This is a genomic window from Roseivirga sp. BDSF3-8 (assembly GCF_041449215.1).
GTDB lineage: Bacteria > Bacteroidota > Bacteroidia > Cytophagales > Cyclobacteriaceae > JBGNFV01.
Map to the genome: position 1 here is coordinate 3,407,527 of NZ_JBGNFV010000001.1, position 20,636 is coordinate 3,428,162.

General features: G+C 47.3%; 25 protein-coding genes. 9 read left to right on the forward strand and 16 right to left on the reverse strand.

From position 1 onward, the window contains the following. Together AB9P05_RS14380 and AB9P05_RS14385 are read left to right on the forward strand one after the other, a co-directional pair. Complete coding sequence (locus tag AB9P05_RS14380) at positions 1 to 270, forward strand: hypothetical protein (RefSeq protein WP_371909524.1); 270 nt, start codon at positions 1 to 3, stop codon at positions 268 to 270. 75 nt (positions 271 to 345) lie between these two features. Continuing rightward, positions 346 to 1,137, forward strand: a complete 792-nt coding sequence (locus AB9P05_RS14385) for a TIGR02757 family protein (protein WP_371909525.1) — start codon at positions 346 to 348, stop codon at positions 1,135 to 1,137. Here the strand turns inward: AB9P05_RS14385 and pyrE are convergent. After that, the gene (gene pyrE / locus AB9P05_RS14390) at positions 1,134 to 1,784 is read right to left on the reverse strand and encodes an orotate phosphoribosyltransferase (RefSeq protein WP_371909526.1); all 651 of its coding nucleotides are present in this window, start codon (positions 1,782 to 1,784) and stop codon (positions 1,134 to 1,136) included. The two genes, AB9P05_RS14385 and pyrE, sit on opposite strands and share 4 nt — an antisense overlap. A gap of 201 nt (positions 1,785 to 1,985) precedes the next feature. On the opposite strand from pyrE, the gene AB9P05_RS14395 reads away from it, so the two are divergent. Further along, complete coding sequence (locus tag AB9P05_RS14395; protein WP_371909527.1) at positions 1,986 to 2,681, forward strand: NUDIX hydrolase; 696 nt, start codon at positions 1,986 to 1,988, stop codon at positions 2,679 to 2,681. A 2-nt stretch (positions 2,682 to 2,683) separates the two neighbouring features. On the opposite strand, the gene coaD is transcribed toward AB9P05_RS14395, so the two are convergent. From coaD to AB9P05_RS14415, 4 genes are all read right to left on the reverse strand, one after another. Then, complete coding sequence (coaD, locus tag AB9P05_RS14400; RefSeq protein WP_371909528.1) at positions 2,684 to 3,142, reverse strand: pantetheine-phosphate adenylyltransferase; 459 nt, start codon at positions 3,140 to 3,142, stop codon at positions 2,684 to 2,686. A 16-nt stretch (positions 3,143 to 3,158) separates the two neighbouring features. Beyond that, on the reverse strand, positions 3,159 to 4,040 hold the full coding sequence (locus tag AB9P05_RS14405; RefSeq protein WP_371909529.1) for a DUF3822 family protein: 882 nt from the start codon (positions 4,038 to 4,040) through the stop codon (positions 3,159 to 3,161). A 2-nt stretch (positions 4,041 to 4,042) separates the two neighbouring features. Continuing rightward, entirely contained in the window at positions 4,043 to 4,618 is a 576-nt protein-coding gene (locus AB9P05_RS14410; RefSeq protein ID WP_371909530.1) for a hypothetical protein, read from the reverse strand. 75 nt (positions 4,619 to 4,693) lie between these two features. Then, entirely contained in the window at positions 4,694 to 5,179 is a 486-nt protein-coding gene (locus AB9P05_RS14415) for an NUDIX domain-containing protein (RefSeq protein ID WP_371909531.1), read from the reverse strand. 48 nt (positions 5,180 to 5,227) lie between these two features. On the opposite strand from AB9P05_RS14415, the gene AB9P05_RS14420 reads away from it, so the two are divergent. The 3 genes from AB9P05_RS14420 (at position 5,228) to AB9P05_RS14430 (ending at position 7,740) form a co-directional block, all read left to right on the forward strand. Then, positions 5,228 to 5,752 carry a PaaI family thioesterase gene (locus tag AB9P05_RS14420; protein WP_371909532.1) on the forward strand — a complete coding sequence of 175 codons (525 nt, stop codon included), beginning with the start codon at positions 5,228 to 5,230 and terminating at the stop codon, positions 5,750 to 5,752. Continuing rightward, on the forward strand, positions 5,745 to 7,154 hold the full coding sequence (locus AB9P05_RS14425; protein ID WP_371909533.1) for an ATP-dependent RecD-like DNA helicase: 1,410 nt from the start codon (positions 5,745 to 5,747) through the stop codon (positions 7,152 to 7,154). The genes AB9P05_RS14420 and AB9P05_RS14425 overlap by 8 nt, the downstream gene beginning before the upstream one ends. Positions 7,155 to 7,326: 172 nt before the next feature. Next, entirely contained in the window at positions 7,327 to 7,740 is a 414-nt protein-coding gene (locus AB9P05_RS14430) for a DUF1573 domain-containing protein (RefSeq protein WP_371909534.1), read from the forward strand. A 77-nt stretch (positions 7,741 to 7,817) separates the two neighbouring features. On the opposite strand, the gene AB9P05_RS14435 is transcribed toward AB9P05_RS14430, so the two are convergent. After that, positions 7,818 to 8,279 carry a hypothetical protein gene (locus AB9P05_RS14435; protein ID WP_371909535.1) on the reverse strand — a complete coding sequence of 154 codons (462 nt, stop codon included), beginning with the start codon at positions 8,277 to 8,279 and terminating at the stop codon, positions 7,818 to 7,820. Between the two features lie 94 nt (positions 8,280 to 8,373). Continuing rightward, positions 8,374 to 9,717, reverse strand: coding sequence for an adenylosuccinate lyase (gene purB / locus AB9P05_RS14440; protein ID WP_371909536.1), 1,344 nt, complete (start codon positions 9,715 to 9,717; stop codon positions 8,374 to 8,376). 255 nt (positions 9,718 to 9,972) lie between these two features. Between purB and AB9P05_RS14445 the strand changes: the two genes are divergently transcribed. Together AB9P05_RS14445 and AB9P05_RS14450 are read left to right on the forward strand one after the other, a co-directional pair. Then, a complete protein-coding gene (locus tag AB9P05_RS14445) occupies positions 9,973 to 11,082 on the forward strand; it encodes a 2Fe-2S iron-sulfur cluster-binding protein (RefSeq protein ID WP_371909537.1) in 1,110 nt (369 codons plus the stop codon). Between the two features lie 38 nt (positions 11,083 to 11,120). Continuing rightward, complete coding sequence (locus AB9P05_RS14450) at positions 11,121 to 12,857, forward strand: M3 family oligoendopeptidase (RefSeq protein WP_371909538.1); 1,737 nt, start codon at positions 11,121 to 11,123, stop codon at positions 12,855 to 12,857. Positions 12,858 to 12,880: 23 nt separating this feature from the next. Here the strand turns inward: AB9P05_RS14450 and AB9P05_RS14455 are convergent, their stop codons facing one another. The 6 genes from AB9P05_RS14455 to AB9P05_RS14480 all read right to left on the reverse strand — a co-directional run bounded on the left by AB9P05_RS14455 (position 12,881) and on the right by AB9P05_RS14480 (position 17,048). Continuing rightward, the gene (locus AB9P05_RS14455; protein ID WP_371909539.1) at positions 12,881 to 13,459 is read right to left on the reverse strand and encodes a hypothetical protein; all 579 of its coding nucleotides are present in this window, start codon (positions 13,457 to 13,459) and stop codon (positions 12,881 to 12,883) included. Positions 13,460 to 13,521: 62 nt separating this feature from the next. Beyond that, entirely contained in the window at positions 13,522 to 14,010 is a 489-nt protein-coding gene (gene paaD, locus AB9P05_RS14460) for a 1,2-phenylacetyl-CoA epoxidase subunit PaaD (protein ID WP_371909540.1), read from the reverse strand. Between the two features lie 19 nt (positions 14,011 to 14,029). Next, positions 14,030 to 14,785: a 1,2-phenylacetyl-CoA epoxidase subunit PaaC gene (paaC, locus tag AB9P05_RS14465; RefSeq protein ID WP_371909541.1), complete on the reverse strand. Its 756-nt coding sequence runs from the start codon at positions 14,783 to 14,785 to the stop codon at positions 14,030 to 14,032. A gap of 26 nt (positions 14,786 to 14,811) precedes the next feature. Further along, positions 14,812 to 15,456, reverse strand: a complete 645-nt coding sequence (locus tag AB9P05_RS14470; RefSeq protein WP_371909542.1) for a phenylacetic acid degradation b — start codon at positions 15,454 to 15,456, stop codon at positions 14,812 to 14,814. Positions 15,457 to 15,463: 7 nt separating this feature from the next. Beyond that, positions 15,464 to 16,453, reverse strand: coding sequence for a 1,2-phenylacetyl-CoA epoxidase subunit PaaA (gene paaA / locus AB9P05_RS14475; protein WP_371909543.1), 990 nt, complete (start codon positions 16,451 to 16,453; stop codon positions 15,464 to 15,466). Positions 16,454 to 16,466: 13 nt separating this feature from the next. After that, positions 16,467 to 17,048 (reverse strand): TetR/AcrR family transcriptional regulator, encoded by a 582-nt coding sequence (locus AB9P05_RS14480; RefSeq protein ID WP_371909544.1) that lies wholly within the window; start codon positions 17,046 to 17,048, stop codon positions 16,467 to 16,469. Between the two features lie 468 nt (positions 17,049 to 17,516). On the opposite strand from AB9P05_RS14480, the gene AB9P05_RS14485 reads away from it, so the two are divergent. Further along, entirely contained in the window at positions 17,517 to 18,005 is a 489-nt protein-coding gene (locus AB9P05_RS14485) for a hypothetical protein (protein ID WP_371909545.1), read from the forward strand. 69 nt (positions 18,006 to 18,074) lie between these two features. Here the strand turns inward: AB9P05_RS14485 and AB9P05_RS14490 are convergent, their stop codons facing one another. Genes AB9P05_RS14490 through AB9P05_RS14500 form a run of 3 tightly spaced genes read right to left on the reverse strand, consistent with a single transcriptional unit; the run spans position 18,075 to position 20,530 of the window. Next, positions 18,075 to 19,067: a hypothetical protein gene (locus AB9P05_RS14490; RefSeq protein WP_371909546.1), complete on the reverse strand. Its 993-nt coding sequence runs from the start codon at positions 19,065 to 19,067 to the stop codon at positions 18,075 to 18,077. Positions 19,068 to 19,089: 22 nt separating this feature from the next. After that, the gene (locus tag AB9P05_RS14495) at positions 19,090 to 19,983 is read right to left on the reverse strand and encodes a hypothetical protein (RefSeq protein WP_371909547.1); all 894 of its coding nucleotides are present in this window, start codon (positions 19,981 to 19,983) and stop codon (positions 19,090 to 19,092) included. Further along, on the reverse strand, positions 19,946 to 20,530 hold the full coding sequence (locus tag AB9P05_RS14500) for an RNA polymerase sigma factor (protein ID WP_371909548.1): 585 nt from the start codon (positions 20,528 to 20,530) through the stop codon (positions 19,946 to 19,948). The genes AB9P05_RS14495 and AB9P05_RS14500 overlap by 38 nt, the downstream gene beginning before the upstream one ends. Between the last annotated feature and the right edge of the window lie 106 nt (positions 20,531 to 20,636).

Sequence of the window (20,636 nt, forward strand, 5' to 3'; positions counted from 1 at the left end):
GTGAAAACAGCAAGCAGGACATTTCGCAACCCGGTACTACGTTGGACCTGGAACATCGTATTCACTATTTTTTATCCTATCATTACCGCCTTTTCGGCCCTATTGATGGGGCTTGTATGGCTGTTAGCAGCCCCGAGCCGGTTAGCTAACCTGATTTTCGGCCGTAAGGGCGTATCTCTTGATAAAATAAAACAGTTTGGTCCGGACCGCTCAGCCGTAGATATCTCTCCTGAAGAGCGACCTGCTAATAATAAAGAGGAGTTAGGGTAAGGGCCTTTTCTTATTTCTCTTTTCACATAATCTAATTCTGATCTCACCCGTCCGGCAGGTAAGCATAAAATTTCTATGTCTCAAACAGGCACCTTATCTCATTTTGACCTTAAGGAATTTCTTGACGAAAAATATGAGACCTATAATGAGCCGGGATTCGTAGAGGATGATCCTGTCAGCATCCCTCACCTGTTTACCAAGAAACAAGACCGGGAGATCAGCGGCTTTTTAGCGGCAGTATTAGCCTGGGGGCAGCGAAAGACTATCATTTCCAAGTGCAGGCAACTAATGGAAATGATGGATTGGGCGCCTCATGATTTTATCCTGCATCATACCACCGATGACCTGAAGCCATTTCTAGCCTTCAAACACCGTACGTTTAACGCCACAGACACCTTATATTTCCTGCACTACTTTCAGCAGTTTTACAGGCAGCATGACAGTCTGGAGGAGGCATTCACTGCAGGTTTGAAACCACAGGACGAAACCGTCGAGCAAGGGCTGGTCAGGTTTCATGAGCAATTTTTCGGGCAGGAGGATTATCCGGAGCGTACGCGCAAACATGTGGCTACCCCAGCCCGCAAAAGTGCCTGTAAGCGCATAAATATGTTTTTGCGCTGGATGGTAAGACAGGATGATCGCGGGGTGGACTTCGGGATCTGGCAGCAGATCTCACCCTCCCAGTTAGTGTGCCCCTGTGACCTGCATGTAGACCGCGTGGCCCGCCGACTGGGGCTCATTACCCGTAAACAAACCGATTGGCAGACAGCCCTGGAGCTTACGGCCAGGCTTCGCTTACTTGATCCCCAGGATCCTGTTAAATATGATTTTGCCCTTTTCGGGCTGGGTGTAGTAGAAAAGTTTTAGCCTTGCCAGTTAGCGGGGTCCTTACGCCACGCCGCCAGTACATCCACCTCATCTTCTTTAATAATACCACGTTTGAGCGCCTCCTCCAGCAGATGGGGGTAATCGCTTAAGCAATAGAAAGGTACCTTTGCCTGCTCGAAATTCTCTATGGACAGGTCAAATCCATAGGTAAAAATAGCCACCAGTCCTTCAATCGATACATCCGCACTACGCAGGGCCTCTACGGCTTTGAGTGAACTGCCGCCTGTGGAGATCAAATCCTCTACCACCACCACACGTTGTCCGGGAGTGGCCTTACCCTCTATTTGGTTAGTCATGCCGTGGCCCTTAGGCTTACTGCGCACATACAGAAACGGAAGGTCAAGATAATCTGCAATGAGCGCTCCCTGTGGAATGCCGGCCGTAGCCACCCCTGCTATAGCTTCCGCATCAGGGAAGTGCGCGCGGATAAGCTCCGATAACTTGACTTTGATAAACGTTCTCAGCTCCGGAAAACTCAGGCTGATCCGGTTGTCACAATAGATAGGAGACTTCCATCCGGAGCTCCAGGTAAATGGGTTCTTTGGCTGCAGCCGTATTGCTCCTGCATTCAGCAGGCCGGCGGCTACCTCTGCTGCTACTGTGTTTGTATTTTCCGCTTGATCCATGCGCGCAATTTACCGATTATATTTTTGTTTGGAGATTAAAATGAAGGCTTTACCTTGGGGGTGAATTTTTGGCGTGTCCGCAGGTTGGGAGAATAGTATATTTCTGATGACACGCCATTATCTCCAATCAAATATTTTAGCAGGGCTGTTTTAAAAGCAGTTCTTATAAACAGCCATTTTTAAGGTTGATATCGAGAGCAGATGAAGATTTTTATTAACGACGTACCCCTCGAGATCCTACACCCCTTTGACTTGCGTGATGAGGAGCACTACGATGCCATAGTAGATTGTAACCGGCATAAAATAGAAGAAGTAGATTTGCTGGACGACATACTGCTGCTCAATGCCAATTACGAGGACATTGGTCATGTGATCGATTTTCTGGTAGCTAAAAAGCCGCGTAAACTTGACTCAGTTACCCTGGCTGTCAAAAAGCAGAAAAAGGCCATTAAGTTTGTCAAAAAGCAATTCAATATTATTAAAGCGGCTGGCGGACTGGTGGAGAAAGATGGGAAGGTGTTGCTTATACACCGCCTAGGTAAGTGGGACCTGCCAAAGGGTAAACTTGAAAAGAAGGAGAAAAACCGGGAGGGTGCTATCCGCGAAGTGGAAGAAGAGTGTGGTATTAAAGTAGGAATTGACTATAAGATCTGTAATACCTGGCACACGTATAACCGTAACGGGAAAAGGATGCTGAAGAAAACGGCCTGGTTCAGGATGCATTGCCTTGACGACTCGAATATGACCCCACAGACTGAAGAGGATATTGAAAAGGTGGAGTGGGTGACCGATCGTGAGGCACGCCAGCACATGTATAACAGCTACAGGAGTATTCGCTACGTATTCTCCCGGTACTTACTGCTTAGAACGGATCCGGTAATACGTAAAGGGGAGTAGCCCTAAGGTAGCTTATAGGGAATGAGGTCAGAAACATCCCCGCCGAACCGGTGCACATCGCGAATAATAGAGCTGCTGATAGGTGCCAGGTGAGGGCTTGTAATCAGGAAGACCGTCTCCAGGTCATTGTACAGGTGGCGGTTTACCTGGCTTATGCTGTTCTCATATTCGAAATCTGTCGTATTGCGTAAGCCTCTCAGCAGGAAATTAGCATTTAAGCGTTTGGCCAGGTCTGCCGTTAGCTCATTGTATACCATAACGCTGATGTTATTGTGGGTGGAGAAGGTCTGCTCGATCTTCTTTACCATCATGTCTACATCAAAGTAGCGATTACTTTTGGCTGCATTATGGCCTATGCATATGATGATCTCATCGAACATCTTTATTCCCCGCAATACAATGTCTTCGTGCCCTCTGGTAAAGGGGTCAAAGCTGCCGGGAAAGATAGCGGTTCTTTTCATAAGGGTTGTGGGCTTACTATCTGCACAGGCTCATGCTGTACAGGTCGTAATACTGGTGATCTTCAAGTTCGTCAAACTGATAGCCAAAGGTGAGGAATCCCGGCTTATGTGCAAACTCGAGGTTTTGAATATACTTGAATAGCTCCCTGTAGTGAGGTGAATCCTGCCTGATAAAGCCACGCAGGTACACATGGTCATCATGCTGATCAAGCCCCATGCTTTGGAGCACCATCATGATGTATTTCACGTAGTCTTCAAAGCGCTTGATTAGAAACTGATTATAGTAAACCAGGGACTTACCTTCAGAGACAAGTATATTGAGGTAAAAACGGTCAGAATAGAGGTACATGGTACGGCTGTGTGCCATGGTCTCATCTTCCAGAGTGCCTTCGGTAAGCGCTGCCCCCTGGTGTATAAACCCGAGGTCAGTAGTGGCGTACATTTCCTTAAGGAAGTTGGTCAGCCACTTGTTGGCCGCAAAAACCGTAACCGTTTCGTTATTCTGATGAATGTAGTGAAGCAGTGAGTCCTTTTCCGGATCCAACTCTGCATTAAGATGGAGGTATGTGGCCTTCTGCTCTTTGTCAAACAGGCTGACAGGTACCAGCACGAAGCGGGGCGTCTTTATACTTACCCGTACGCTATGCCAAAATCCGGCCTGGAGGAAGCTATGGCCTTCAAATATCTCGGGAATGGTCTGTAGTTTACCCTTATCTGAAGTGGGGCTTATGTAGTCCTCTAAAAGCAGACAGCGGGAATTCGGCATGTCAATAATACATACCTGAATGTCCCGCTCTCCGAATTGCAGGCACAAGCGGTATTCATGAAGACGATCTACGCTCAGGTGATCGTCTTTGATCCGCTTGACCAGTTTATATCTCTTTTTTTCAAATGCCAATATCACTGCCAGTTACCCGAGGTGGTAGCTTCCGTAAGTGATCCAACCTGAAGGGCTCTCTCGTTGTTATTTTCTCTACGACGAGGGTTTACAGGGTCAGTGTCTCTTACCATAAACACATCCACTTCTATGTTTCCGCTCATAACCTTGTCGGCACGCATTTCAAATTCCTTCTCGCTACCCGGAATCTCGGCAAGGTTTTTAAGGTTGAAACGCTGGTAGTCAGGATTGCTGAAAAGCGAATCTTTAACTGCCTTGGTACCGAGGGTGTCGACTTCTATATAGATGCTATCAGCACCGTAATCCAGCGTGATAATATTCTCCTTACGCTGTACCAGATAGAACTTTCCGGTATCAACGAAATTAATAAGCTTGGGAAACTCGCTGGTATACTGTCCATTAACTGCCTGGTATGCTATCTGTGCATCACGGATAAGCATCAGTTTGTTTTTCACGGCCTCCTCAACAGTTTCGATTCTCGCTTCCTGCTGAACAGAGTCATTGATACTCCAAACCAGGTACCCACCCAGCCCAATGGCAATTACAAAAAAGACAACAGTTAATATCTTTGTAGTCATCTCGGCTAATTTTTTCCTGCAATAATAATTATTTTATCAGGCAAATCAATCCTGATTGTTCCGAATTATGCAATATTAACGAAATCTGAAGTATCCCCGAAGCCCCGTAATGTCTTTTGGGTCCGTGTACCTTTTCAATATTTCATGCCTTAATTCCTTATTCAGACCCTCTATTTCCTCCTGGCCCATAAATTTTGATTGCTGAATGATCTGTTCGTTTTCAGCAAGTTCAGGGTCTATTCCTTTCGTGAGAGAACCACCCGTTATTTTTGCTTCATAAAATAATTCGAGGGCATGAAGGGGGGCATTTATGTATTCATGGACAAAAAGAAGCTTGCCAGCAGCTATTTCCAATCCTGTCTCTTCTTTCAACTCTCTGACCAGACACTCTTCTGCAGATTCTCCGTACTGCATACCGCCGCCGGGGGGAATCCAAAGCCGGCCCTGCGGACCAAGGCCTTTGTGCTCGGTAAGTAACAGCCCGCCGTCCATGAGGCAGATACCACATACACGGACACGTAGTCTGTCGCCAAAAACTTCTCCGACTCTTTTTTTACTCATAGGGTCTAATTTTAACAGGGGTCATTACCCAATCCGTTTTTTACAACCATGCTAAGCCTTACCTTTGCGGATAAAACAAGCATAGAATTGGATACGGCACAACTTACCGGGCGCAATTCCGCCCATTATCGTCAGCGTGTAGAAAAGTTTCTCGAAAGGCAAATGTTTATGCATCACATCGGTTTTACGCTGGATGTGATAGAAGAGGGGCGCACAGAGGGCTTTCTTGATCTGCAGGAGATCCATCAGCAGCAGAAAGGCTTTGCACATGGAGGGCTCATTGCTACCCTGGCTGATATTACTGCCGGGTTTGCGGCCTATACCGTGGTACCGGAAGATCAGCATGTAATGACGGCCGAAATAAAGGTTTCTTACTTAAACCCCGGTATAGGAGATAAGCTTCATGCGGTTGGCTGGGTGCTTAAGCCCGGGCGTAAGATCGTCTTTTGTGAGTCGGAGGTTTACGCGATTAAAGGCGACCAGCGCAAGATTATAGCCAAAGCCACGACGAGCATGGCGGTGATCAGTGCAGAAGATGTGAAAAAGGGTAATAACGCTACGGCCGGTGAGTGAGGCCATAGCGACCATACTCCAACAGCAATTTCCACATAAGCCTACTGCAGGCCAGCAGGGGCTTTTTCAGAACTTTGCCCGTTTTTGGCAGGATGATAGCGGCGACCGGCCGTGCCTGCTTCTAAGAGGCTATGCAGGTACGGGTAAAACATCGCTTATCAGTGCCATTGTGCGGGCTATGCCCCGGCTGGGCTATCGTTACGTGCTCCTGGCACCTACAGGCCGGGCGGCCAAGGTGATGTCCGGTTATGCCAAACGGGCCGCTTTTACCATCCACAAAAAGATATATAAGCCCAAAGGAGAGGAAGGAGGAGGTAGCAGCCTGGCCTTCAGCCGGCAAAAAAACTACTATAAAAAGACGCTCTTCATTGTCGATGAGGCCTCCATGCTCTCCGAAAGTGCTGAATTTGGAGGTGCCAGCCTGCTATCAGACCTGATACGCTTTGTGTATGAGGACGAAAATAACCGTCTGATGCTGGTAGGAGACAATGCCCAGCTACCTCCTGTGCATCAACTGGAAAGTAAAGCACTTGATAAGGCATGGCTTAAGGAAAAATATAAGCTCAATGTCTATGAGACCGAGCTCACCGAGGTAATGAGGCAGGAGCAGGAGAGTGGTATCCTGAATAATGCCACAGAGCTACGGCAGGAGCTGGTTAAGAAAGACTTCAGCATCCACTTTCGCACGGGTAAATATAAAGACATCTACCGTATGACGGGTGAGCGCCTGGAGGATGGCCTCCGGTATGCGTATGATAAATTTGGCACGGAAGACACCATTGTGATTTGCCGGAGTAACCGTGCTGCTGTGCAGTATAATGAGTACATACGCCGCTCCATTTTCTGGCAGGAAAGTGAAATAGAGGCCGGCGACCTGCTCATGATCGTACGTAATAACTATACTTTCCTGCCTGAGACCGCCGCGGCGGGTTTCCTGGCCAATGGTGACTTTGTGGAAGTAATGAAGATTGTCACTTTTGAGGAATTGTACGGACTGCGGTTTGCCACCCTGGAGCTTAGGTTGCTCGACTATCCGGATCAGGAGCCATTTGAGGCAAAGGTCATTCTGGATACCCTGCACAGTCATTCCCCCTCATTACCACAGGAAGATAACCGGCGATTGTATCAGGAGGTATTGATGGACTACAGCGACCTGGCCAGCAAAACCGAGCGAATGAAAGCAGTGCGCAAGGACCCTTACCTGAATGCGCTGCAGGTGAAGTTTGCATACGCCCTTACCTGCCATAAAAGTCAGGGTGGGCAATGGCAGGCTGTGTTTGTAGACCAGGGGTATCTACCCGATGATCAGGTGGATAAGGAGTATATACGCTGGCTGTATACGGCCGTCACCCGGGCCAAATCAGAGCTGTACCTTGTTAATTTTCACCCTAAGTTTTTCTGACATTAGTAGTGGCATTGAGCCTCAGGGTAAAGTAAAAGGCTACCAAAGGAGAGTTTAAAAAAGATGGACAATTTGGCGCAGGGTTCAGAAATAATTAAAAAAATCTTTCTTTTGGAATTATTTTTGCTCCCCTTGCCTTAGATTTATAACTGAAAAATCAGACTAGAAAGCAATGAAGAAACTTCTGACATTAGCATTTCTTTTTGTACTGGCCATGCCTGTATTTGCTCAGGAAGCCGAGTCACAGGAAGAGGCAAACGGCCCGCGTATTAAATTTTCTGAAAGCCTGCATGACTTTGGTGACATTCATCAGGGTGACAAAGTGCAGTATGTTTTCTCTTTTGAGAACACCGGCACAGAACCTTTGGTATTAACTAATGTGGAAACGACCTGCGGCTGTACCGCGTCTAACTGGCCCCGCGACCCCATCGCTCCCGGCGAAACAGGTGAGATGACTGTGACCTTTAACAGTACGGGTAAAATGGGTCTTCAGAATAAGAACATTCGTGTACGCTCTAATGCTGTTAATAACGTAGAGACAGTAAAGATCGTAACAAACGTACTGCCCAAGCAGGAAGAAGGATAATTTGATCCTTAGCTAAAAGAGATTTAAGCTGCCCGTATGCTAAACAGCATGCGGGCAGTTTTTTTATGCCTTCGCGTTTATTCCCGGGGAGTCATGATGAATATATAATCGCCTGATAGCTGCTCCTCCCTTCCGCCCGGGGTACCTCCATCATTGAAATCATCAAATGACTGATCAAGGGTAAAGGAGATCGTGAGGGTGGTGTCACTGACATTAGATAGTGTCATGGTGATGTCATCCACTTGCCGCAATACCAGGTCAGGGTTATTATCCACAAAGGTGTACCGGGTGGTAGGAAATACCCGGTACCGGTCATTGGTCGTCATAAGATCACCGGATACCTCGAGGGTGAAATTGTAATAACTGTACACCGGCTCCTCGTTATTCGTGACCCTCACCGCTTCCCATACAGTGGATTCAAGTAAGGCCCGTCTGTCTCTCAGGGCCTGATCTTCCGGCGAGGGTGGATCATCTTCTTTACAGGATGAAAAAGGAATAATTAAAAATAAACCTAAAAAAAGGTAAAAAAAATGCCGCATACTTGCTGCTAAATGGTTCCTGAGATTAAAATAATGAAATTATTATTTGTTCTGATAAATCAGGAATAAATCTTCTTTTTACCGTATGAGCTGTTTAAATCCCCGTATAGGAGTATGGGGTAATCTTACGCAACTCCTGTTTTACCTCCTCATTCACATCCAGTGTATCGATAAACCGGCTTATGCTTTCTTCTGTAATCGCTTCGTTAGTACGGGTCAGTTCCTTTAATTTTTCATAGGGAGAAGGGTAGTTTTCCCTTCTGAGCACAGTTTGTATTCCCTCGGCTACCACTGCCCAGTTTGCCTCAAGGTCAGCGCGGATGGCCTTTTCTCCCAGCTCAAGCTTGCCTATCCCTTTTATCAGGCTTCTGTATGCTATGATCATGTGACCAGCCGGCACACCTATATTACGTAGTACTGTGCTGTCTGTAAGGTCGCGCTGCAGGCGTGATACAGGGAGTTTTGCTGCCAGGTGCTCGAGTAATGCATTGGCTATACCCAGGTTGCCTTCAGCGTTTTCAAAGTCTATAGGATTTACTTTGTGAGGCATGGCAGATGACCCGACCTCACCTTTTTTGATCTTCTGGCGGAAGTAGTTCATGGCTACATATTGCCATACATCACGGCTAAAGTCGATCAGGATCGTGTTCAGTCGCTTCAGTCCGTCACAGTAGGCGGCCAGATGGTCATAATGCTCAATCTGGGTAGTAGGGTGGCTGCGAGTGAGGCCCAGGTAATCACCTACAAACTTGTCCCCGAAGGCCTTCCAGTCCTGGTCCGGATAGGCTACATGGTGCGCATTGAAATTGCCGGTGGCTCCGCCAAATTTGGCTGCATAGGGTACCTGCCTGAGTAGACCCAGCTGGCTCCGTAATCGCTCGCTGAATACAAGCCACTCTTTTCCCATGCGGGTAGGGGAGGCGGGCTGGCCATGAGTACGCGCAAGCATCGGAATTTCCGCCCACTCGGCCGCACGGTCATCTATCATTTTCACCACTTCCTCCAGTACGGGTAGCAAAGCCTCCTGTGTCGCCTCTTTCATAGATAGCGGTATAGCCGTATTGTTTACATCCTGAGAGGTAAGGCCAAAGTGAATAAATTCTTTCTGGCTACTAAGATTCAGACTGTCGAATTTCTCCTTAAGGAAATATTCCACCGCCTTCACATCGTGATTAGTTGTTTGCTCAATTTCCTTTATCCGCAGCGCTTCTTCTTCGGTGAAGTTTTCGTAGATCTCACGGAGCTTGGGAAACAGGGACTTTTCGGTGCCTGCGAGCTGAGGAAGGCCGGACTCGCAGAGGGCGATGAAATATTCTATCTCTACCCGGACACGATATTTAATAAGGCCAAATTCAGAAAAAAATGGTGCCAGTGAAGCCGTATGTCTGCGATAACGACCATCTACCGGCGATACGGCAGTGAGCTCAGTCAGTTTCATGGCCGCAAAAATAGTGAAATTATGAATGGAATTCCTTCCCATTCGCGGTTTGCCCTTCCAATTGTTTCTCAAACCGTTAAATATGCTAATTTTGTGGAGTGAATTTTACCCCCTGTCGCATGGGTACCGTAAACCCTTAGTCCCGGTTCAAAACCTCATGCGCCTGTACGGGTTAATAGCTAGTGGCAGTTATAGCTGCCAATCAATGACTGCAGATGCCGGCTTGCTTATACCGGCAGTGATACCGAAAATATTATGGTGCTTAATCTTTTTAAGAAAAAGTCTTCAGGTAATAATGACAAAAAAGCGTCTGACGATAAGTATGTGACGCTTACCATCAGGGAGATAGTTCAGGAAACAGAAGATGCTGTATCTGTTGTGTTTGAAAAGCCTGACGGCGGCCTTGAATACGAATCAGGTCAGTTTCTGACACTTATCCTGACGGTTAATGGCGAGAAAATACGCCGGGCTTACTCTCTTTGTACTTCCCCCTATGTGGATGATTACCCTGCCGTTACTGTAAAACGGGTAAAGGACGGGTTGATGTCCAATTTTATCCCTGATAACCTTAAAGCAGGTGATAATATCGAAGTCATGAAGCCTCTGGGTAAATTTACTACAACCTACGAAGCTTCGGGCGAAAGACATATCATACTGTATGGAGGGGGTAGCGGTATTACGCCACTCATGTCTATTGCGAAAAGTGTCCTTACCAAAGAGCCAGCCTCAAAGGTTTCACTGATCTATGCTAACCGTAATGAGAATAGCATCATTTTCCAGGATGCCTTCAATGAGCTGGTGGATGAATACGGTGACAGGCTGCAGGTAGTACATGTACTGGACGAAGCGCCATTAAACTGGACCGGCCCCAGCGGACTGCTTGAACCACCCCTTCTGGCTGATCTGGTAGGGCAGTTGCCTGATATGGGAGAGGCAAATACGGAACACTTTATCTGCGGCCCCGAGGGCATGATGAAAAACGTGGAGGAGGGGCTTGCCTTACTTAAGGTACCTGCCGATAAGATACACAAAGAGAGCTTTGTGGCTTCCAAAGATAAATCTGATGCACCTAAAGTAGCCGGTGAAGACGAAGGACACGAAGTGACCGTTATATATGAGGGAGAGGAGCACAAATTTACCGTGGCGCCTGGTACCTCTATACTGGAAACGGCCCTCGAGCTTGACATTGACTTGCCCTTCTCCTGTCAGAGCGGCCTTTGCACGGCCTGCCGTGGCAAATGCATTAGCGGTAAGGTCAAGCTGGACGAAGACGAAGGCCTGAGCCAATCCGAACTGGATGAAGGATTTGTGCTGACCTGTGTAGGTCACCCCCTTACCGATGATGTGGTCATCGAAATCGGATAATTAAAAGAATTTTTTCAAGACTCCTATAGACCAATTTTATGGCTGTTGAAGACCAAGTAGAAGAACTTACCAGGAAAGACAGAAGGTTTTTACCGAATGACTTTGAAATAACCACCTGGCAAGCACTCAAACCCTATTACGACAAACTGCTGGAAAGAAACCCTGACAGCAAAGAGGCGCTCCGGGAGTGGTTTCGCGACAGGTCTGAACTGGAGGCTGTAGTTAGTGAAGACCTCGGATGGCGGTACATTCGCATGACCTGCGATACCACTGACGAGGAGGCCACTAAAGCCTATCAGTACTTTGTGACTGAAATTGACCCTAATATTGCGCCTCTGGCTCATGAAATGAATCGTAAGGTTCTTGAAAACCCCCACCTGGAAGAGCTAAAGAAAGAGGAAGGCTATGATGTAATGGTGAGAGGGATAGAAAAGGAGTTTACGCTGTTCCGGGAAGAGAATATTCCTCTGAATACCGAAATACAGACGAATAGCCAGAAGTTTGCTGCCATAACCGGGGCAATGAGCGTGACGATCAACGGACAGGAGTATACGCTGCAACAGGCTAATGATTTTCTCTATAGCCTGGACCGTGAGGTACGTGAAAATGCTTACCGGAAAGTGCAGGACCGCCGTCTGCAGGATCGGGAAAAGCTGGATGCCCTTTTTGACACCTTAGTAAAACTTCGCGATCAGGTAGCTAAAAATGCCGATAAGGCAAATTATCGTGACTACATGTTCGAGTCACTGGGTCGCTTCGACTATACCCCCCAGGATTGCTTCCAGTTTCATGAAAGTGTCCTTGCCGAGGCTGTACCTGTAAAGGATCAGATGGAGCAACAGCGTAAGGAGCAGCTGGGAGTAGATGAACTACGCCCGTGGGATAAGCAGGTAAACGCTGAAGGGAAAGAATCACTCAAGCCTTTTAAAGGAGGTGCTGACTTACTCGATCGTACTATCACTTGCTTTAGCCGCCTGGATCCCTATCTGGGGAGTTGCCTGGAGACTATGAAAGAGATGGGCCACCTTGACCTTGAGAGTCGTAAAGGAAAAGCTCCCGGCGGGTATAACTATCCTCTGCTGGAAACAGGCGTGCCCTTTATATTTATGAATGCCACGAGCACCCTGCGTGACCTGGTTACTATGCTGCACGAAGGAGGCCACGCCGTACATAGCTTCCTGACTAAGAATCTTGAAATCAAAGATTTTAAAGATGCACCTTCCGAGATTGCTGAGCTGGCTTCGATGTCTATGGAGCTGCTAAGCATGGATCACTGGGATGTATTCTTTGATAATGAGGAAGACCTTAAGCGCGCCAAGAAAGAACATCTGGAACAGATTATTGATGTGCTTCCGTGGGTGGCCTGTATTGATAAGTTCCAGCACTGGATATATGAGAATCCAGGCCATACAGATAAGGAGCGTGCCGATATGTGGCTACAGATATATGAAGATTTCTCAGATGATGTGACAGACTGGTCAGATCTTGAGCTAAACCGTCGCTTTGCCTGGCAGAAGCAGTTACACCTTTTTGAGGTGCCATTTTACTACATAGAGTACGGGTTTGCTCAACTGGGGGCTATTGCGGTATGGAAAAACTACCGTGAGAATCCTGAGAAAGGCCTTCAGGGGTATCTTAACGCGCTGAAACTCGGGTATACCCAGTCTATCCCGGAGGTGTATGAAGCGGCAGGCATCAAGTTTGATTTCCGCAGAGAGTACATCCGGGAGCTTATGCAGTTCGTACGTACTGAGCTTGAAAAGGCGGGAAGCTAATGTAACGCTTCCCCGCTGGTACCTTATAAAGAAAAGAGCGGAAGCTCTTCATCCGATGCCGAACTGTCTATGTTCGGCATCGCTTGTTTATGCTCCCTTAGAAAGTTATTGTACTTTCTGGCTGCTTCATCGTATGCCACCCGCATATTTAACAGGCTTACATCCATAAGGTTAAGGTCCTCCACCACTTCTTTCATCAACTTGCTGTCCTCATAGTAGGGATTTTCCTGTGCCCACGAGATCGTTTCGTCTGTCAGTTCGGTAATCTTTTCATCGTAACTATCAATGCGGTTTGGCTCGCTTATATTCAGCGGGTCAAGTTTCATATTAGCCAAAACGATCAGTTCGTTTTGAAGATTTGCATACCGTGTTGTGTCGTATTCCCCCATATAGGTAACCTCGTCCTGAAGTCTTTTCAGCAGGTTGATACGCTTATCATGGTGTGACTGCAGGGTATTCCACGCCATTTCGGCAGAATCCCGAAGGCTAACATATTGTCCGGATAAGCTATTGAGCTCTTCTTCAGAAAGTTTCCTGTCAGACTCACAAGCAATAACGGCCATCATGGCCAGGGCAAAAATAAGTAGGACAAAACGGTTCATAGCAGACATTTTTATGGTCTGTCAATTCTAAGCAATAATAAGTTCTGGGGCAAAAAATAAGATCAGAGTGGCTTAAATTGCTCGAAAGTTTCCTTACAATCTTCACAGTGGTGTATGCTCCGGCACAGTGTAGGGCCGAAGGGAGTCTTCATTATGGTGTTGATGCTGCCGCAGTTAGGACATTCCACTTTTTCCAGTATGTCCAGGTCTTCGATTAAATTAGCGCCACCGGAAGCAGGTGGTGGTGCGAGTCCGAACTCTTTCAGTTTTTTGCGGCCTTCGGGCGTTATTTTGTCCGAAGACCAGTGCTCGCGAAAAGTGATGTTTACCTCCGGTTCAGGGATGCCATTTGACTTCAGTTTGTCTTCGACTTCCTGCTTCATATAGTCCATAGCCGGGCATCCTACAAATGTAGGCGTCATTTCCACCCTTACCTTATCCTCGTCATATATTTCCACACCGGTAATAACTCCCAGGTCTACCAGTGATAGCACGGGTATCTCCGGATCCATTACGTCTTTTAGTAGGGTATATATGTCTTGTTCGGTCATTGGGTGAAATAAATTCTTATTACCACTCCGCCATAGGGTCCTGGCGGAATACTTCGCTCATTTCATCAAGGAGTGGCTGCAAATGCTCTGTATGCTGGCCGTATCGCCCGCCCATTTTAGGCTCAGCTGCCTTCAGGTCTGGCAGGGTAAGGCTGCTTTGGCTAACTACCTCAGTAATGGCATTCATCCATTCTGCTTTCAGCGCTTCTTCCCCTTTAAACAGGCCTGATGATATAATATCTTCCTCATACTTACTTTTTTCAAATATGCCAAGGGCATAGGGAACCGATTCGTTCATTGCTTCTTGCAGGCGGCTCACACTCTCTTCGGTGGCCGAGCCCAGCTGCCTGATGAAGGTACGGGCATGCATCACATGATATTTGATCTCACCCTGGATTTTCGCAGCCACCTGGGCCAATGGCTCGTAGCTGCTTTCCATCAACATTTTAAAGCGTATGAGCTCCGCATAATCAAAAAGGAAATGCCTGATAAGGCTAAAGGCGTAGTCTTTTGTAGGTAGTTCTACGAACTGGCAATTATGAAACTGCTCTGCATTACGCATGAAAGCTACCGTGTCCGGCTCGCCTTCACCCAGTTTGTGCAGGAGTTCGTACAGAGCCTGGCTTTGCCCAACCTTGTCCTGTGCCATGCTGGAGAATGCAATATCTTCTTCCAGTACAGGGCCTACACCTGTCCATTCTGAGTTACGGTGCCCCAGGATCAACTGGTCGTCGGCTACCTTATATAAAAAATCTTTGATGATGATGGGATCCATCTGCATGCTATTTTTAAAGCAGGCGCCTATCCGGCTGCCTGCTCTTCCTTAAATTTTTTAATCTTATCAGCCGCTTTGTAATCAATTGGCTCGCGGTACTTCTTTTCATGAAGAGTAGACCAAAGGTCCAGTTCCGCGTCTTCCGGCACAAAGAGATCTTCTGTACGGATCACCCATAAGTTTACAAGCGGTTTGCCATCGTGGAAGTTCTTCTTTCCCTCCATGATCGCATCTTCAAACCCATGAGCTTCTACCGTACCTGCATATACGTGCTGCTTGCCTCTTTTCTTAAGATGAAAAAGCTCATAGGAGGTTTTCTCACCACTACGGTCAACCTCGGCATCCTCGTCAATAAGGTCATACAGGTTGGTATCACCATCTATCATAGGCGCTACCTGTATGGATGAAGTGGGCACAACGAATAGGCCAAAGCAGGTGAAACCACGGCGGGTATATTGCTCTTTAGCAAAAAGAAAGCCCATTTCTTCATTGGGAGCATGCACAATACCCGCATGTTCAAATGGCTTGCTTTCCTTAGGCTTTACAAATACTTCGTACGTCTCGAACTGATCCATGGGCGCCTTAGGCTCCAGGCTGCCATCCCAGCTTTCGGAAATACCCAGCCGGGTCACACGGGGATCGAGTGATTCTATCGTTTTGTTATCAGTCATGGTCAGCTTAAGCCAGGGGTGTTACATATTCCGCTTTAGGTCTCAGCAGGGCTTCACGCACCCAGCGACCACGGCTTTCAGCAGTAGATCTTACGGCCAGGCGCTCCTTGTTTAGGGGGCCATCGCCGTTAATCACGCGCTTAAATTCTTCCCAGTCAGGTTCAGTGTATTCCCACTGCCCTGTTTCCTGGTTCTTTTTGAGGTTAGGATCAGGCAGTGTTAGACCCAGTTCCCAGATCTTAGGCACGTACATATCCAGGAATTGCTGGCGGCATTCGTCATTAGACGCCATCTTTACCTTCCAGCGCATCAGAATTTCTGAGTGTACAGATGCTTTGTCAGGAGGCCCGAAAAAGTGCATGAGTGGTGGCCACCAGCGGTGCAGGGCTTCCTGTACCATTTTGCGTTGGATGGGTGACCCTGTGGCCAGGTGAATTACGGCATGGTGACCGTACTTCAGGTGGAAGCTCTCCTCGGCACAGATACGCTCCAGGGCACGGCAGTAAGGGCCATAAGAACCTTTGCTGTTAGCTAACTGATTCACGATAGCACCGGCATCTACCAGCCAGCTAATTACGGTGGAGTCTGCCCAGGTAAAGGCAGGATAGTTGAAGATATTACTGTATTTAGACTTACCTGTGATCAGGTCATCCAGCATCTGCTCGCGCGACTTGCCGAGTGTTTCGGCTGCTGCGTAGAGCAGTTGGGCGTGACCTACCTCATCCTGCACCTTTGCCATAAGCGCAAGCTTACGCTTAAAGCCTGGCGCGCGGGTAATCCACGTACCCTCCGGCAGGGCTCCGATGATCTCCGAGTGCGCATGCTGCTCAATCATACGGATAAGCTGCTTACGATACAGGGCAGGCATCCAGTCGTGCGGCTCTATCTTCTCACCACGATCAATTCGTGCCTCGAATTCCGCGAGCTGCTCGGGATCTTCATTTTTCAGTAACTCCTTATAGTCAGGAGCTTCAAATATTTGTCCACCACCGTACATAGGTTTTTATCGTTTATTGTTTCAATCCATTTATTAACAGATCAGCTAATTGGTTGCCGATCTCTTCCGGACTCATCTTTCCATCTTTACGATACCAGTTGTAAGTCCAGTTTAGTGAAGAAAGCAGGGTAAGTGTAGCAAAGCGGGCGTCTACCTCCTTAAAAACACCATCCCGAATGCCCTCACGCATTATCTCACGAAAACGCTCCTCGTAGGCCTCACGCTGTAGAAGGAACTCCTGCAGGCGCTCGTTGCTGAGATGCCGCCACTCATTAAAAAAAACGGCTGAGGCATCTGTATCACGGGTAATAACCACAATATGCGTAACTATTGCCCGCCTTAGCTTTGCATCGGCCCCTATGACCTCCTGCTCTACCTGGTTTAATCCTTCCACGAAGGCATCAACCATCCGGAAACATATCTTATCAAGGATCTGCTCTTTAGAGCGAATGTGCGAGTACAGGCTAGCCGCTTCAATACCGAGCTCAGTAGCCAAATCCCGCATGGACGCTGCTGTGTAGCCCTTCTTCCTGAATAGCAGGGTGGCTACTTTGGTGATTTGCTCCTTGCGGGAAAGTTTTCGCGTTTTCAACATTATAACAAATATAAGCAAGCTAACGTTCGTTAGCAAATGATTTTGTAAGGCCTTCTAATGGACCGGAATGCAGAATATAAGGATTTTTTAATTATCTGGTTAGAACGGCATCGGAGATATAAATCATGGCTGCCTTAATGTAAGGAGACGTTATATTGAATTCATTTACCTGCTGTTCAGGTGAGTGAGAGGAACCGTGCAGGAAGATTTATTGGTGATGCCTTTGGGAGCCATAAAGGCATTTATACAACCGGTAATTTGTGGTAAATTTTATGTGGCAATTTTTTTTGCCACAAATTTATTGCTACAAAATTGTAGCATTTTATTTTTGATCAGAAAAATTGCTACAGCTTCTGACAGGTGTTTTACTTTTCTCAGGTACACGCATTCCGCCGCCTTGACTAAATAGGCTTTTTAAATTGCCATTCCCATCTCACAACCTGATATTTGCAGCCCAACGGAAAGAATATGAAATACGAGAAACTGAGTGATTACCTGCAGAAGGCAGACCTTATCTTCCAGGCTTTAGCTGGCCTGCCATTATTGGTATTTGTGTTCTTTTACCTGCGGTATTATGATGGTAGCCTTAAGGCGCCGATGTATTCGGAAGAGATCGGGCCTTCTCTTGGCATAGCGGGGCTGGCCTTACTGCTGTTAGTGGCGGGAATGGTGATCTACGAAAAGAAGGTGGCATCAGCACGCGAAGCTGGCTCTTTGCGCCAAAAGATGGATGCCTTCTATAAGGCTGCTATCACCAAATATGTACTGATGAGCCTGGGGTGCCTGGTCGTAGGGGTGGGCTACTATCTTACCGGTCACCAGATATTGGTGGCAACTTATATGGTAACGCTGATCGCCTATACAGTTAATCGCCCCACTATTCACCGGCTTATACGTAAGCTGAAACTCGGCAAAGAAGAGCGGGAAATACTTAAAGCTAACGAACCTATTGCCTGAGGTAAAAAAATAAGGCACCCGCTTTGCAGATGCCTTAATTTGGTGTTGTTGCGTGTGTTATATCAGGTGTTAGAGAATAAATCCGATGGAGAAAGCGTTCAGGTCAGGCTGGCGGTCGCCACTGAAAAAGCTGTTCATATCGTAGTTTACGAACAGGTCTATGTTTCTGAACCCTACCTGACCGCGTATGCCGTAGCGCCAGTTATTGATGTAAAAGTTATCGTGGTTCTTGTCTTTGATCTTATCGTTATCTCCAGGCTCTTTGTACACTGATTTGGTGTAGCTATCCAGGCGGTAACCTATATAAGGACCAGCCCCGAATCTGAATCCATCGCCATTTTTGCCCAGTTTGACCATAGGTACTGCTCCGGCATTAACATAGAAGGCAGTGAGTTTGCTCTTTACGGGGTTTATGTCCCGCGGATCAACACCGAAAACTATCTCGTCACCCACCTTTTCTATTCGGGTCAGTTCGTCCTGGAACTTGAAGTTATACCAGCTTACCCCCAGCAGCATGTCCAGGCTGAAGTGTTTGCCAAAGTGGGCCGTGGTATTGGAGTTTATACCTACATACCAACTGCCCCAAGGCTTTACACTGTATTGTTCGTTACTATCATCCGGGAAGTCCCCATCCTGCAGCCAGTTGTTGGTTCCGATATCGATGTCAAAGGTAGTGCCGCCAACAAAAGGGTATTTTTTCTCGCCTTGGGCATCCCTTTGGGCGTTCTTATCCTTATCCCCTTCAAATATGCTTATATCTGCATGGAAGCGAACCTTATCTTTAAGGTACTTTTCGCCGGTTTCGTCCGTGATGATGAGTACATTTTTCTCATCCACAACCTGTACTGAGTCATTCAGGTCCACGATCATGGCGTTCAGGTCATAGTCTTCCAGGTCCTGCAGGGCTTCTTTGTCCTGTACCAGGATCATAATGCGGGTGTCGTTACCAAAGTCAATGGTCACTGTGTCCCGTTCCACTTCATTGCCTGTGGCAAAAGTGAGGTTAGGCAGGGCAAAAAGGGTCCCCGCTACCAGTAAAAATTGGTAGATAAAGCGTTTCATAGTACAAATTATTTAGGTGAGTTTAATCTGATGTTCGAGAAAACTGGCCGGCGATGATATTGTCCTTAGCCTGGCGCAAGTCTCCTATGCCTACTTCGCCCTCTTTGATTTCTTTGGCAAGGCCAATCAGCTTTTTCATGCTGAATCGTTTTTTGCCGCTGGTCTCATCATCGGGTGAGTCTACGTAGGATATGGTTATAGTAGATTTGGACTGTTCGTCTAAGGAAGCCACAAGGGTTTCCATCTCGATGTCAGGAACAGCCGGCAGGTCAATTGCGTCTTTTTCCCTGGCAGTCACATCCGGCGCTATATTTTTCACGTCTATTGCTGCCAGGTCTTCTGCTTTAGCATTTAGGGCTGTATTTTCTACTGCGGCTAATGCTTGTGATGTATTATCCGGCTTTGTGGGCTGGTGGCCATTCGTTTGCAGTGTCTGGCTTTTGCTCTGAGCCAGATTGCCCCGGCCCGGACTTGTGAGTGATTCCTCTGGTGGAGAAATGCCCTCATCCTGTGCTTCTATTGCCTTGGTATCTGTGTGTGCCACCAGTATGTCTCCTGTGGAATTGACAGGTGGTTCAGTTACCCCATTGCTATTTGCGCTTTCAGAGGCTATTTCATCTCCGGCCGCGGTGGGTTTTTCTGTGTTATCGGCCACATACCTGTCCTGATCTGTACCTGTCTGCTCATTACCTGCGAAGACTACCAGGAGGGTTACTGCAGCGGCTATGGCAGCAGCAGACCACCAGAAAATACCCTTACGGTTTTTCTTTTCTTTTCCTTCGCTAGCATCCAGCATGCTGTTCAGTTTGTCCCAGTTGCCGGCACCAGGTGGGGTTTCCTGATGCTCTAGCCTGGTGCGAAACAACTCATCTATGGGTTCATGCTTCATGGCTACAGATCTTTTTTTTTGCTTCATGTTGAATGGCCTTAAGGTTGCGCTGCAGCATTTGCCTTGCCCGGCTCAACTGCGATTTGCTGGTACTTTCAGTAATGCCTGTTTTCTGAGCAATTTCCTTATGGCCGTAGCCCTCTATAGCGTAGAGGTTAAATACGGTACGGTAACCGTCTGGTAATTGAGCGATAAGATTCATCAGATCCTGGTTAGTGACCAGATGGTCCGCTACTTCCTGTTCACTTTCATCCCTGGCTTCTTCCAGGGAAACCTGCAGGCTCAGGATTTTGTGTTTTCTGAGCCAGGAAAGCGACTCATTTACCATTATCCTCCTGATCCACCCTTCAAAACTACCGTTGCCTTCGAACATATCTATTTTTTCATAGACCTTCATAAAGCCTCCTAACATCACTTCTTCCGCCTGAGAGGCATCGCTGATATATCGCTTGCAGACAGTGAACATTAGGGGCGAAAAGTGCTCATACACCTGCCGCTGGATCTTCCGGTCTTTTTGCCGGCATCCTTCAGCTAGCTGTTTTTCTGATATCACCTTTCGTAATCGTAGTTTCATCTGTGTCAGGGTTCATACGGTAGATGCAGATAGCCCCCCTAAAGGTTGCATGGGGAAGGAGAAAAAAAATGGATTTTATTTAAAATACTGATATCCAGTGTGTTGA